General features: G+C 36.8%; 13 protein-coding genes and 1 tRNA gene. 13 read left to right on the plus strand and 1 reads right to left on the minus strand.

Annotation, left to right across the window (positions count from 1 at the left end; genetic code table 11):
• Positions 1-73 precede the first annotated feature (73 nt).
• The 3 genes from map to KO02_RS06045 all read left to right on the plus strand — a co-directional run bounded on the left by map (position 74) and on the right by KO02_RS06045 (position 3,035).
• A complete protein-coding gene (gene map, locus KO02_RS06035; RefSeq protein ID WP_038696703.1) occupies positions 74-871 on the plus strand; it encodes a type I methionyl aminopeptidase in 798 nt (265 codons plus the stop codon).
• Between the two features lie 329 nt (positions 872-1,200).
• Entirely contained in the window at positions 1,201-2,268 is a 1,068-nt protein-coding gene (locus tag KO02_RS06040) for a PCMD domain-containing protein (protein ID WP_158500267.1), read from the plus strand.
• Complete coding sequence (locus KO02_RS06045; RefSeq protein WP_081918312.1) at positions 2,265-3,035, plus strand: porin family protein; 771 nt, start codon at positions 2,265-2,267, stop codon at positions 3,033-3,035. Before KO02_RS06040 ends, KO02_RS06045 begins: the two co-directional genes overlap by 4 nt.
• 104 nt (positions 3,036-3,139) lie before the next feature.
• Here the strand turns inward: KO02_RS06045 and KO02_RS06050 are convergent.
• Positions 3,140-3,227 (minus strand) — tRNA-Ser (locus KO02_RS06050).
• A 122-nt stretch (positions 3,228-3,349) separates the two neighbouring features.
• Here KO02_RS06050 and KO02_RS06055 point away from each other — a divergent pair.
• The 10 genes from KO02_RS06055 to KO02_RS06100 all read left to right on the plus strand — a co-directional run bounded on the left by KO02_RS06055 (position 3,350) and on the right by KO02_RS06100 (position 13,466).
• The gene (locus tag KO02_RS06055; protein WP_235212357.1) at positions 3,350-5,392 is read left to right on the plus strand and encodes a M13 family metallopeptidase; all 2,043 of its coding nucleotides are present in this window, start codon (positions 3,350-3,352) and stop codon (positions 5,390-5,392) included.
• Between the two features lie 96 nt (positions 5,393-5,488).
• Positions 5,489-5,800, plus strand: a complete 312-nt coding sequence (gene rplU, locus KO02_RS06060) for a 50S ribosomal protein L21 (protein WP_021189835.1) — start codon at positions 5,489-5,491, stop codon at positions 5,798-5,800.
• Between the two features lie 43 nt (positions 5,801-5,843).
• Entirely contained in the window at positions 5,844-6,107 is a 264-nt protein-coding gene (gene rpmA, locus KO02_RS06065; protein WP_038696711.1) for a 50S ribosomal protein L27, read from the plus strand.
• 170 nt (positions 6,108-6,277) lie between these two features.
• Entirely contained in the window at positions 6,278-7,021 is a 744-nt protein-coding gene (locus KO02_RS06070) for a hypothetical protein (protein ID WP_038696714.1), read from the plus strand.
• A gap of 3 nt (positions 7,022-7,024) precedes the next feature.
• Positions 7,025-7,621 carry a hypothetical protein gene (locus KO02_RS06075; RefSeq protein ID WP_051959778.1) on the plus strand — a complete coding sequence of 199 codons (597 nt, stop codon included), beginning with the start codon at positions 7,025-7,027 and terminating at the stop codon, positions 7,619-7,621.
• A gap of 206 nt (positions 7,622-7,827) precedes the next feature.
• Positions 7,828-8,790, plus strand: coding sequence for a formylglycine-generating enzyme family protein (locus KO02_RS06080; protein WP_051959779.1), 963 nt, complete (start codon positions 7,828-7,830; stop codon positions 8,788-8,790).
• A 22-nt stretch (positions 8,791-8,812) separates the two neighbouring features.
• Entirely contained in the window at positions 8,813-10,126 is a 1,314-nt protein-coding gene (locus KO02_RS06085) for a Gfo/Idh/MocA family oxidoreductase (RefSeq protein WP_038696716.1), read from the plus strand.
• A 15-nt stretch (positions 10,127-10,141) separates the two neighbouring features.
• On the plus strand, positions 10,142-11,188 hold the full coding sequence (locus tag KO02_RS06090) for an FAD:protein FMN transferase (RefSeq protein WP_038696718.1): 1,047 nt from the start codon (positions 10,142-10,144) through the stop codon (positions 11,186-11,188).
• Between the two features lie 8 nt (positions 11,189-11,196).
• Positions 11,197-12,120, plus strand: a complete 924-nt coding sequence (locus KO02_RS06095) for a hydroxypyruvate isomerase family protein (protein ID WP_038696720.1) — start codon at positions 11,197-11,199, stop codon at positions 12,118-12,120.
• A 95-nt stretch (positions 12,121-12,215) separates the two neighbouring features.
• A complete protein-coding gene (locus KO02_RS06100) occupies positions 12,216-13,466 on the plus strand; it encodes a nucleoside permease (RefSeq protein ID WP_038696722.1) in 1,251 nt (416 codons plus the stop codon).
• Positions 13,467-13,495: the final 29 nt, after the last annotated feature.

Genomic DNA, 13,495 nt, shown 5'->3' on the forward strand with positions numbered 1-13,495 from the left:
AAAGAATAATTATTCTTCAGGTCATTTTCAAATAACAAGGAGAAAATTTAAATGAATATTTAGAAAGAATCACATGATTTATAAAACAGACGACGAAATCGAATTAATGGAAATAAGTGCCAAATTGACGAGCGGCACCTTGGCTGCTATAGCCGCGATCATCAAACCGGGTATGTCAACCCTTGATATTGATAGATATGCGAATGAATTTATTCGTGACCATGGAGCGCTTCCTTCCTTTCATAACTTTGGCGGATTCCCTTTCCATATTTGTGCTTCTGTCAATGATGCCATTGTACATGGCTTTCCAAATCATCAGCCCTTAAAAGAAGGTGATATCGTTTCCATAGATGTAGGGGCTTATAAAAATGGATTTCATGGTGATCAGGCTTATACATTTATCATTGGTGACGTTGCTGAAGAGTTAATCCAATTGGTTAAGATAACAAAGGAATCATTGGCAAAAGGAATTGCGCAAGCTATACATGGTAATAGAATAGGGGATATAGGCTATGCTATCGAATCTCATATTGTTCCTTATGGATATGGTTTAGTTAGGGAACTGGTTGGTCATGGCTTAGGTCGTGAATTGCATGAAGGACCTGATATCCCTAACTATGGACAGCGAGGTAAAGGTAAAATGTTGAAGGAAAATCTGGTGATCGCTATTGAACCGATGATTAATTTAGGAACGGAAGATAATTATACTGATGAAGATGGCTGGACTATTCGAACTGCCGATGGTAAACCTTCCGTTCATTTTGAACAGGACGTATGCATAAAGAAAAATGTACCCATGATCTTAACAGATATCGAAATTATTGAAAAATCCGAAAAAGCTAATGATAATTTGAATTCTTCTTACTACTAATAACACCCATATGTTCTGTTGAAGTCTAAAATTGATGTTAACTTTTAAGAACAGGAATTACCAATATCCTTTTTTTGATTTGTGCTGATTTCATTTTTTGTAGTAGTATAGGTATACTTTATTAAGGCGCTCATGTATCAGTTGTTAATCTGTTGAGAACACATGAATTAACAGTGAAAAACTTGAATATAAATTGTTAGATTTGAATAGGAACTAACACTGAACCGTTATTGCTCTCATACTTTATGAGACCCAATTACTGAATAAGGCCTATACTAAGTTTTACTATGGATGCATATGCTAATGTGATTATTACTACTAATCGAGGAATGATGAGAAATTGGCTATTCGCCTCCCTGTTTTTATATGGTCTGATGCTACAGGGATGTATTAAGGATGCTCCACTAAATCCGGAAGCAGATATCGAAACCGTTGTAGTTGATCCACATTTGTTGACAGGTAATATCTTTGTCGATCAGGTAAATCGGACAATAACTCTTAATCTAACCAACGAAGCTTATGAGTCGGGCATATCGCCACTATTGATTTTATCTAAGGGAGCATCTGTAAAACCTGCTAGTGGTACCCTAATCAAGTTTGATGCTGATCAAGATGTTGTATATGATGTCACATCCGAGTCGGGTGAAAATACGAAACGTTATACGGTTAAAGTCGTAAACATCGGGCATTGGGATTTTGCCTTTGAAAATTGGAAAAGTCACTCAACCGATAAATATGAATATCCTGTAGATGAGGATGGGTTACAGCTTTGGTCTTCGGGTAATGCTGGAGTTGCCCTTTCTGGAGTACCTGCACGTAGTGATGCGTATCCTACGCGATCGACAACGGATGGTTATCTGGGTACAAAAGCAGCCGAGTTGGTCACTATCAAAGGAACTCCATTGTCGGAGCTCATTGGTATACGATTGTACGCTGGGTCCTTATTTTTAGGGAATTTCAATGCCTCACAAGCAATGCTCAACCCCCTTAAAGCGACAGAATTTGGAGTACCCTATAAAGGTTTACCTAAATCGTTTACGGGGTACTATAAATATAGTGCTGGACCAGATTTTATCAATAAAGCGGGACAGATACAACCAGGTGTTAAAGATAAATGTGCTATATATGCTGTTTTGTTCAATGGTCCGGATAGACTCAATGCCACTAATATCATGACCTCTGATCAGGTGATTGCAATGGCCGAGCTTCGGGATGGTTCTGATAAAGCAAATTTTACACGATTTGATATTCCTTTTGTTTATAAACAGCAGGCTGTTATTAGTAAAAATTTGATGATGGCGATTGTGACGTCTTCCAGTGCTGAAGGTGATCAATATAGAGGAGCTATAGGATCTCGACTGGTTGTGGATAGTTTAAGTATTGTACCTCTATTATGAAGAAATATATAGCAATATCCATGTTTTGTTGTTCAATAGCATTTTCAAGTATGCTAAATGCACAGGAAATACAACCGAAATTTAAATATAATAATATTAAACATGCCTTTACTTTAGGATATAATATTGGCGCTACAGCTCCTTTTTCCTTACCGAATACGATTCGGGAAATCAAGAGCTATGCTCCGTTATTCACACCATCTTTTGGCTACCAAGCAACCTATGATCTTTCTTCAAAGTGGTTGATGGGAGTAGGATTTCGGGTGGATGTTAAAGGCATGAAAGTTACAGATAGTGTTCAGTATTTTCATACCATCATTTCTGTGGATAATGGAAATGGTGAACTTGGGTCATTCGAAGGTGATTTTACTGGGACAAATGCGACAATATCTAGAAATGTATATTTAACCTTACCTATTTTTGCAGGTTATCGTCAAGGAGAATGGGATTTTAAGTTCGGAATGTATTTCGCTTACTTATTGTCTGCTGAATTTAAAGGAACGGTCTCTGAAGGTTATATTAGGAAAGGAAACTCATTAGGTGAAAAAGTTTTGATTGAGCGTGCAGACTTTGATTTTTCGCGTGAGGTAAGGTCATTTGATCTTGGTGCTCATGTTGGTGTTTCGAGACATTTTGGCAAACGTTGGGAGGCTGATTTGACTGGACAGCTAGGTTTCAATCCTGTTTTTCCTTCATCTTTTCGAGGAGTAGGTTATAATTTACATAATATGTACTTAACGCTTGGGGTGGCCTATCAGATTTGGTAAGTGATAAACAGGTGGAGTAAGGAGTCAATGTGCTTATTTTAAACAAGTTTACAAACCCTATAAACGAATAAAGCCCAACTTTTCAGTTGGGCTTTATTATTTGTTGGCGGAGAGAGAGGGATTCGAACCCTCGGTACCGTTAAGTACACACGCTTTCCAAGCGTGCTCGATCGACCACTCTGACATCTCTCCGTAGTCTGTTGGCAAAAATAGAAGTATAATTCTATTTTCCAAAACAATTTTCATTAAAATGTGTTATTTCCGCATTAATAAAAAAAACTACCTTTACTCAAGGTGTTTGAAATTAGAAAATTATGGTCAACAAAAAATTATGGTCAATATTGCCGATTGCCAGTCTAGTGTTTGGTTGTCAATCCAATAATAGTTCGGTTCAACATAAAACAGATCGAACAGTATTCTTAGATGTATCTGGTATGGATACGACTGTACATCCTGGAGATAACTTCTTTATGTATGCTAATGGACAATGGTTGAATAAAACAGTCATTCCTCCTTCGGAGTCCGGTTGGGGGTCATTTTATACTTTGAATGATGAGAATTTACAAAAACTTCATGGTATTTTAGAAAAGGCTGCGCAATCCAATAGCAAGAAAGGTACAGACCAACAAAAAGTAGGTGATTTCTATACCAGTGGAATGGATACGCTTACAATAGAAAAATTAGGTGTTTCACCTATTGCAGCGTTATTGGAAAAGATTGATGGATTAAAATCAATCGAGGAGCTGATTGCTTATAGTGCTGATGGGTTTAGAGATGGGGACGGGGATTTATTCTCTTTTTATATCGCTGCAGATGAGCGGATGAGTAATAAGAATGCTGCGACTTTTGTGCAGGGGGGGCTTAATCTTCCTGAAGCAAGCTATTATCTAGATCAGGATGATAAAGCAAAGAAAATACGCGAAGCATATATGAATTACCTGAGTAAATTATTTGCTTTGGCAGGTAAACAGGCTACTGCCAAAGCTGATGCTGAGTCTGTCTTGAAGATAGAAACTGCAATTGCTAAATCTCATTTGAGCCCAGTGGAGTTACGAGATCCCATTAAGAACTACAATAAAGTTGCAGTAACGACTTTTCAAAAAGAAACTCCAAATCTCAATTGGAGCGATATTCTGAAAAGATTATCTATTAAAACAGATACCTTACTGGTGCAACAACCTAAATTTTATGTAGCCCTTAATAATTTATTGAAATCCGAACCATTGGATACTTGGAAGCTTAAGTTGAAGGCTGATTTACTAAACTCTTCTGCATCAGCATTGACAAAAGATTTCCGTGATGCTCGATTTGAACTGTATGGTAAAACTTTACAGGGACAAAAGGAGCAAAAAGAACGGTGGAAACTCATGGTGAGTACGGTGGATAATAACTTAGGTGAAGTAATCGGGAAATTATTTACTGAGGAATATTTTAAACCCGAGGCTAAGAAAAGAATGCTTGAGTTGGTCAATAATCTTGAAATCTCCTATCGTGACCGTATTGAAAAGTTAGATTGGATGACTGCAGAAACAAAGAAAAAGGCGATAGAAAAACTGCAAGCTTTCACGAAAAAAATTGGATATCCCGATAAGTGGAAAGATTATTCTGATGTAGAGGTCAATAAAGATACCTACTATGCTAACTTACAATCAGCTTCCCGTCATGCATATAAGGAGATGATTGACAAAATGGGTAAACCTGTAGATAAGACAGAGTGGTTGATGACAACACCGACTGTCAATGCCTACTATAATCCGCCATATAATGAAATCGTATTTCCTGCCGGAATACTTCAGTTCCCATTCTTCGATGCCAATGCAGATGATGCCATTAATTATGGCGCTATTGGGGCAGTGATAGGGCATGAAATGACGCACGGTTTTGATGATCAAGGTCGTCAATACGATAAAGAGGGAAATCTTAAAGATTGGTGGACACCAGAAGATGCGACAAAGTTCACAACAAAAGCTAATCAAGTTGCAGCGTTATATAATAGTTTTACTTTGCTTGATAATCAACATGTCAATGGGCAACTGACCCTAGGTGAAAATTTAGCTGATATTGGTGGTTTGAGTATCGCATTCGATGCTTTTAAAAAGACAAAGCAAGGGCAGGAGTTAAATAAAATAGATGGTTTTACACCTGATCAGCGTTTCTTTTTGAGTTTTGCACAAGTTTGGCGGATTAAAAATAGTGATGAAAGAATGCAAATGCGCTTGAAGGTGGATCCACATAGTCCCGAAGAGTTTCGTGTGAACGGTCCGGTGTATAATATGGATGCTTTTTATCAAGCATTTAATATTCCTAATACGGCTAAAATGTATGTAGCACCTGAGAAACGCGTTTCAGTTTGGTAGTGGTAAAATAAAAGTGTAATATATTTTAAAAAGTGAATAATAATTGCTATTTTTGCCGTTCATTAACAATAAACACATTTAATTAATTTATTAACAATGTACGCAATAGTAAATATAGCAGGACAGCAATTCAAGGTTGCAAAAGACCAATTTCTTTTTGTGCACCGCTTACAAGGAGAAGAAGGCGCTAGTATTGAATTTGACAATGTATTGTTAGCAGAAGATGGTGGTAAGTTCACAATCGGTACTCCGAACGTGGCTGGTGCTAAAATTTCGGCTAAAATTTTGTCTCATTTAAAAGGTGATAAAGTTATCGTTTTCAAGAAAAAACGTCGTAAAGGCTACAAAAAGAAAAACGGTCACCGTCAACAATTCACTAAAATCCAGATTACTGGTATTACATTATAATTGAATTTTTAATCAGACATTAGTCTTAAATTGAGATAAAAAAATGGCACATAAAAAAGGTGCGGGTAGTTCCAAGAACGGCCGTGAGTCACATTCGAAACGTTTGGGTATCAAAATCTTCGGTGGTCAAGCTGCTATCGCAGGTAACATCATTGTTCGCCAGCGTGGTACTAAACACAATCCTGACTTAAATGTTGGTATTGGTAAAGATCATACGTTGTTCGCTTTAATTGATGGTAAAGTAGTTTTCCGTAAAAAAGCAAACAACAAATCTTATGTTTCTGTAGTTCCTGCAGAGCAAGCGTAAGTTTTGCTACACAATATTTGTAAAGGCGTTAAGTTTACTTAACGCCTTTTTTTGTTTTAAACCTTAAGTATAAGCTCATTATTATTCTTTATCGTAATTATTTGTGCGAGAATACGAGTTTGGTACAATTTTATACGCTAATAACAGTTTATAGATTATATTAAACGTTCATGATATCGAAAAGTCTATCCTATAGTATTCCAGCAGTCGTACTCTTGCTATTATCATCTTGTAGTTCTATGTATATGCCTAATGTACCAGCAGCGCCAATGTTTAAAGATGCGGGTGAAGTATATGTTTCTGGGAATATCAATTTGAAAGGTAATGTCTCGGCCAGTGGAGGTGTGGCCCTTTCCGATCATATTGGGATTATTGCAAATGGTTCTTACATTGATAGGAAAGATAGTCCAACAGATTTTTCTCAAAAAATGGGAGAGTTTGGGATTGGTTATTTCAAGAGTTTTGGACAACACCGCAATCGTGTTTTTGAAGTATATGCTGGTTATGGTTTAGGAGTTGCCAATGAAGTGGACACGCGAACCTCAACTGCAGGGCCTGCAGTAATTGAAAGGCGCGATATGGATTTTGATAAAATATTCGTCCAAGTCAATTACTCTTCTACAAAACGAGAGAAAATTCGTTTATTTGGCGGAGATCGTGCGCTGAATTATGGTACTATTTTAAGATTGTCGCATGTAAATATGACCGATTTTAAAATTGATCAACTAGATGCTCATAGAGAACGTAATGTCTTGATAGAGCCTGTTTTTTATACACGTATGGAAGTTGGACGTGGCTGGCAGATCCAATACATGACAGGTATGAACTTTGGCTTGATGAGTAATGATTATTTAAAGGCAGGGCATCCCATCAATAGTTTGGGGATTCTTTATAAATTTGGAGGGAAAAATTAAATCATGATAAACGTATTGAAAAAGAATTGGCTATACGCATTGATGAGTATAGCATTATTGAGCAGTTGTGACATTAGTCGGCAAAAAGCTCAAATTGAAAATCTTGGTAAATGTAAATTCGATATACAATCTGTTGATAGTATTCGTGTGGCGGGTACCTCTATTCAAAAAATAGTTAAGGCCGATGGTATTGACTTGTCAGCATTGCCAAGTGTCGCTTTAGGTATGTTACGCAAAAACATCCCTTTAGATGCGGTCATTCGTTTGAAAATCGAGAATCCAACGTTAAAAAAAGCTGCTATTAATCAATTTCAATATATTATTCTTTTTGAGAAAAAACAATTGGCAGAAGGGATTGTCAATCAGTCGATTTCATTAGAGCCGGGAGAATCTACAATAGCTTCGGTACGATTGAATACCAATATATATGAATTAATCAATAATGGTGATTTAGCAGGTTTTATTGGTTCCAGTTCAAACACTAAAAAGGGATTATTCACGATAAAGATAAAACCATCTATTAATATTGCGGGTAAGTCGATTTTTTATCCGGGTTATATTACTATTGATAAAGAAGTGAGTCGCAATATTTTACTGTAACCAACAAAAGCATTATATAAACAAGGCTTGTAAAACTTTGTTTTACAAGCCTTGTTTTTTTTGTAAAACGGTAATATTCATCTTTTGTAATAAAAAAGTTATGATACTTATTGTTTAAAATACACAATCAAATTAATATCTTAGACAAATAATATGACTGGATTAGTGATGGTGGGAAGACCAATTATTTATAGAAAAAAATAGAAATGCGTAAAAGTTTACTTGCTCTTATCTTGTTAGGATTCTCTAGCACGTCGTTTGCACAGCAAAAAGTGGAAAGCTATGTACAAGAAATAAAGGGTACAAAATTGAAATTTGACATGATTGCAATTCCAGCAGGCGTGTATAAGCAAGGCGGTACTGTTAAAGCGGATGAAGCACCCATTCATGATGTTAAAATAGCTCCCTTTTGGATGGGTAAATATGAAGTTACCTGGAATTTGTTTGAACCATTCCTATATAAAGATTATGAGGTTACGCAAAGTTTAGATGGGAAGATCACACCTGAAGTAGATGCAGTCACGCGTCCTACAAAACCATATTTGGACATGACATTTGGCATGGGTAAAGAGGGGCACCCTGCTTTGGCGATGACACATTATAATGCGATTCAGTTTTGCAAATGGTTGTACGTTCGTACCGGTGAGTTTTATAGACTTCCAACAGAGGCTGAGTGGGAATATGCTTGTCGTGCTGGAAGCGATAAGGCTTATGGTTTTGGAGATGATGCTGCACAACTGGACCAATATGCATGGCATAAAGGAAATAGTGAGGGGGCTACACACTTAGTTGGTACCAAGAAACCCAATGCATGGGGATTGTTTGATATGCATGGAAATGTATCTGAATGGACATTCGATCAATATATAGAAGATTATTACAAACAGTTTGATGGCAAAGTGGCGGATAATCCTGTTGCAGTACCTACGACATTATATCCAAACAGTGTAAGAGGAGGTTCTTTTGACAGTGAAGCTGTAGATTTACGAAGTGCTGCACGATTGGCTTCAGATCCGTATTGGAAACAGTTAGATCCGCAAATCCCTAAAAGCAACTGGTGGTTTCCTGAAGCACCATTCGTGGGTATGCGTTTAGTAAGACCCGTTACTCCTCCTTCGCATGAGGAAATTATGGCCTATTATGATAAGGCCCCAATTAAAGATTACTAATTATAACCTTAATACCTAAAATATGGAAAAATTTGAACGTCGTGATTTTTTAAAAACGACAGCAGCTATCGCAGGCGGAACAGTTTTAAGTTCAATGCCTTTAGCAGGAGCATTCGCAGCAGGAAGTGATGTGATCAAAGTCGCATTGATCGGTTGTGGTGGTCGTGGTACAGGGGCTACATTTGATGCCTTAAATTCGGGTTTCAATATTAAAGTAGTGGCATTAGCCGATGCTTTCAAAGATAATTTGGATAGCACTTATAAAACATTAAAAGATAAATGGCAGGATAAGATCGATGTGCCTGAACAACATAAGTTCGTTGGATTTGATGCTTATAAAGAAGCAATTAAATTGGCCGATGTCGTTATTTTAACAACGCCTCCAGGTTTCCGTCCTATTCATTTTGAAGAAGCTGTACGTCAAGGAAAGCATGTTTTTATGGAAAAAGCAGTTGCAGTAGACGTACCGGGTGTTCGTCGTATATTAGCGGCAGCAGAAATCGCAAAGCAAAAAAAGTTAAATGTTGTCGTTGGACTTCAAAGAAGGTACCAATTCAATTATAAAGAAGGGATTCAACGCATCCATGATGGTGCTATCGGTGATGTAGTCGCGGGACAAGTTTACTGGAATAGTGGTGGCGTATGGGTGAGACCACGTAAACCAGGGCAAACCGAAATGGAATATCAGATGCGTAACTGGTATTATTTTAATTGGTTATGTGGTGACCATATCGTAGAGCAACACGTTCATAATATTGATATTGCCAATTGGGTGAAAGGTGCATATCCCATCCGTATCCAAGGTACAGGAAGCCGTGCGCATAGAACAGGTAAAGAATATGGTGAAATCTACGATAATTTTGCATTGGAGCTTACTTATGCAGACAACTCGGTGGTCTATAGTCAGTGTGCCCATTTTGAAGGAGTAACAAATCGTGTTGACGAGCAGTTTCAGGCAACTAAAGGCAGAGCATATTTTTCGGCAAATGGTCAAGCGGTATTATGGGATGCAAAAGGGAATGAAGTTTATAGACATGATCCTAAAGGAAATCCAAATCCTTACCAACAAGAGCATAAAGAATTATTTGAAGCAGTATCAAAAGGTGAATACAAATTTGCTAATGCAGAATATGGTGCTTATAGTTCTTTGACGGGTATTCTAGGACGTATTGCCTGTTATACAGGTAAAGTTGTCAAATGGGATGCTGCAATCAAATCTGAAATAGATTTGATGCCGACAAATTATGCATGGGATGCTTTACCGAAGATATTACCAAATGAAGAAGGTTTCTACCCAGTAGCTATACCAGGTCAGAATACAAATTTATACATTTAATAAGAGGATACATTCATGTATTTCAAATCATGGATACTGCTCTCAATTAGTTTTTTTGGTTTGTGCAGCTTAACTGCTGCACGAACTGAACAAACTTCTTATTCTCCAAAATCTCTCCAAAAAATTATCTTATCAGGACCTGCACAGGGGACATCTTATCATATTACTTACTTTGACTACAGCGAAACAGTTTCGAAAAGTGATATTGATAGTATCTTGAAATCTATTGATTTATCGATGTCGATTTACCATAGAGAGTCGACAATCAATAAATTCAATAATCACAATGGCGGCCCTATAAAACTTGATCCTCATTTTCAAAAAGTAATGCAGGCATCTATTTATTATAACCGGATTACGAATGGTATTTTCGACATTACTGTAGCTCCTCTTGTTCAATTGTGGGGGTTTGGCCCTAAGCAAATAAAAAAGTTTCCCGATTCTACTGAAATAGCGACGACTTTGCTGTCCGTCGGGATGGATAAATTGATATGGAAGGCTCCTTACCTAGACAAAAATAACTCAACTGTCAGTATTGATGTCAATGGCATCGCACAAGGTTATTCGGTAGATGTTTTAGCCGAATTTTTAGAACGTAAGGATATTAAAAATTACATCGTTGAGTTGGGAGGGGAAATGCGCATAAAAGGAAAGAATTTAGAGGGTGATTATTTTAAAATCGGTATTGAAAGACCGACTTCAGATGATAATCAACATTTGAAAACTGAGGTGGTATCGATTAAATCTGGGGCATTGACCACAGCAGGGAATTTTGAGAAGTTCATGATGAATGGACAACAGAAAATCAGTCACCATGTTAATCCGTTGACAGGATATATGTTTTCAAGCCCAATAGTCAGTGTCACTGTTTATGCTAAAACCGCAATGGAAGCTGATGCACTTGATAATTATTTTATGGCATTGACAGCAGATGAGATTATTCATTTTGTGGAAAAGAAGAAGAATTTAGAAGTTTATATTATATTTAAAAATGATAAAGGAGAAATAGAAGAAAGGTATTCGAAAGGATTTTCCGCTTTTTTTCTCAATAAAACAAGATAATAGACATTATGAAAAGGTCAGAGTTTTTAAAAAATACATTATTAGTAGCGGGTTCTGCCGTTAGCTTAACTGCTTTAGGTGGTGAAGCTTCACAAACTCAAAAAAATAAAGCAGGTGCATTATTTAATTTAGACTATGCCCCACATCAAGGGATGTTCAGTGCTAGTGCTGGCAAAAGTTTCGTAGATGAAATCAAATACATGCATGAATTGGGCTTCAGAAGCATAGAGGACAATGGAATGCCAGGTCGAAGCATTGATGAACAAAAGAAAATTGGCGAAACGTTAGCAGCTCTTGGAATGCGAATGGGAGTATTTGTTGTACCAAAAGGTGGTAATGGTGCAAATACATTAGCTGCAGGAAAGCAAGATTTTGTAGATATCTTTTTAAAAGGATGTAAAGAATCTGTGGAAGTTGCTAAACGTGTAAATGCTAAATGGGTAACAGTTGTTCCTGGTGATTACGAACGTAATTTATCCATTGGTGTGCAAACTGGGAATGTAATTGAAGCCTTGAAAAGAGGCGCTGAGATATTTGAACCACATGGTATAACAATGGTCTTGGAACCCTTAAGTGATAGCCCTGACCTGTTTTTGAGATATTCCGACCAGACGTATGAAATCTGTAAAGGAGTGGGGAGTCCTTCTTGTAAATTATTGTATGATGCTTATCATATGCAAAAGAACGAAGGTAATCTGATTCATAAAATGAATGAATGTTGGAATGAAATTGCCTACGTCCAAGTTGGAGATAACCCCGGTAGAAGAGAACCCACAACTGGTGAAATAAATTACAAAAATGTTTTTAAATGGCTTCATGAGAAGGGATTTAAAGGCGTAGTAGGTATGGAGCATGGTATGTCCAAAGGCGGCAAGGTAGGTGAAGAAGCGTTAGTGAATGCATACCGAGAAGTAGATAATTTCTTAGTGTAACTTGTACATTTGTTTTTTTTATCCTAAATTGTCATTATATAATCCAATTATTGATAGAATTCTCTTAAAAAAAATTAAAATAATCCAAACTTATAATGTCTACATCTATTAGATTTAAATTGTCGTTCATGATGTTCCTAGAGTTTTTTATCTGGGGCGCATGGTTCGTTACATTAGGTACATACCTAAGTAAAAATTTACAAGCACAACCGCTCGAAATCGCGAATGTCTTTTCTACACAATCTTTAGGAGCGATTATCGCACCTTTTATCATTGGTATGATTGCCGATCGTTACTTCAATGCCGAGCGTATATTGGGAGTCTTACATATTATTGGTGCTGTTTTGATGTATCAAATGTATACCGCGACAGAGATATCTACATTTTATCCATATGTATTGGCTTACATGGTACTTTACATGCCGACGTTATCTTTAGTGAATTCAGTTTCTTTTAGACAATTAAGCAATCCAGAAAAGCAATTCTCAAATATCCGTATCTGGGGAACTATTGGTTGGATTATAGCAGGTCTTTCGATCAGTTACCTATTCAAATGGGACGCTGCGGAAGCATCTTCTGCAGGAGCCTTGAAAAATACGTTTTTAATGGGAGCTGTAGCTTCATTAGTTTTGGGTCTATTCTCATTTACTTTACCTAAAACTCCTCCAATTAAAATCGAATCTGATCAGAAGCCTTCTTTTGCATCCATTATCGGTTTGGATGCCATCAAATTGTTGAAAGATCGAAACTTCTTGATTTTCTTTATTTCTTCTATTTTAATCTGTATTCCTTTGGCATTTTATTATCAAAATGCGAATCCGTTTTTAGATCAAATAGGGATGGAAAACCCAACCGGTAAAATGACTATTGGTCAGATTTCAGAAGTGTTATTTTTATTAGCATTACCAGTTTTCTTTAGCAAATTTGGTTTCAAGAAAACGATATTGGTGGGTATGCTTGCTTGGGCGTTGAGATATGTCTTATTCGCATATGGTAACGCTGGAGATCTTTCATTCATGTTGATTCTAGGTATTGCATTACACGGTATCTGTTATGATTTCTTTTTCGTTTCGGGACAGATTTATACAGACAGTAAAGCTGGAATTAAATATAAAAGTGCTGCACAAGGTTTGATTACATTGGCGACATATGGAGTTGGTCAGTTAATTGGATTCTGGGTTGCAGGTTTTATCGGAGAGAAATATGCCTATTTACAAGAATCTAATGTGGCAGATTTCTGGAAACAAACATGGATTATTCCAGCAGGAATTGCATGCGTAGTATTTGTTATTTTCTTAGTTGCTTTTAAAGATGAGAAAGTAGAAAATAAAGTTGTTTCCGAGTAATAATTAAAAAAACTAAAACTAAACATAAA

Origin of the sequence: Sphingobacterium sp. ML3W (assembly GCF_000747525.1) — a bacterium.
GTDB lineage: Bacteria > Bacteroidota > Bacteroidia > Sphingobacteriales > Sphingobacteriaceae > Sphingobacterium.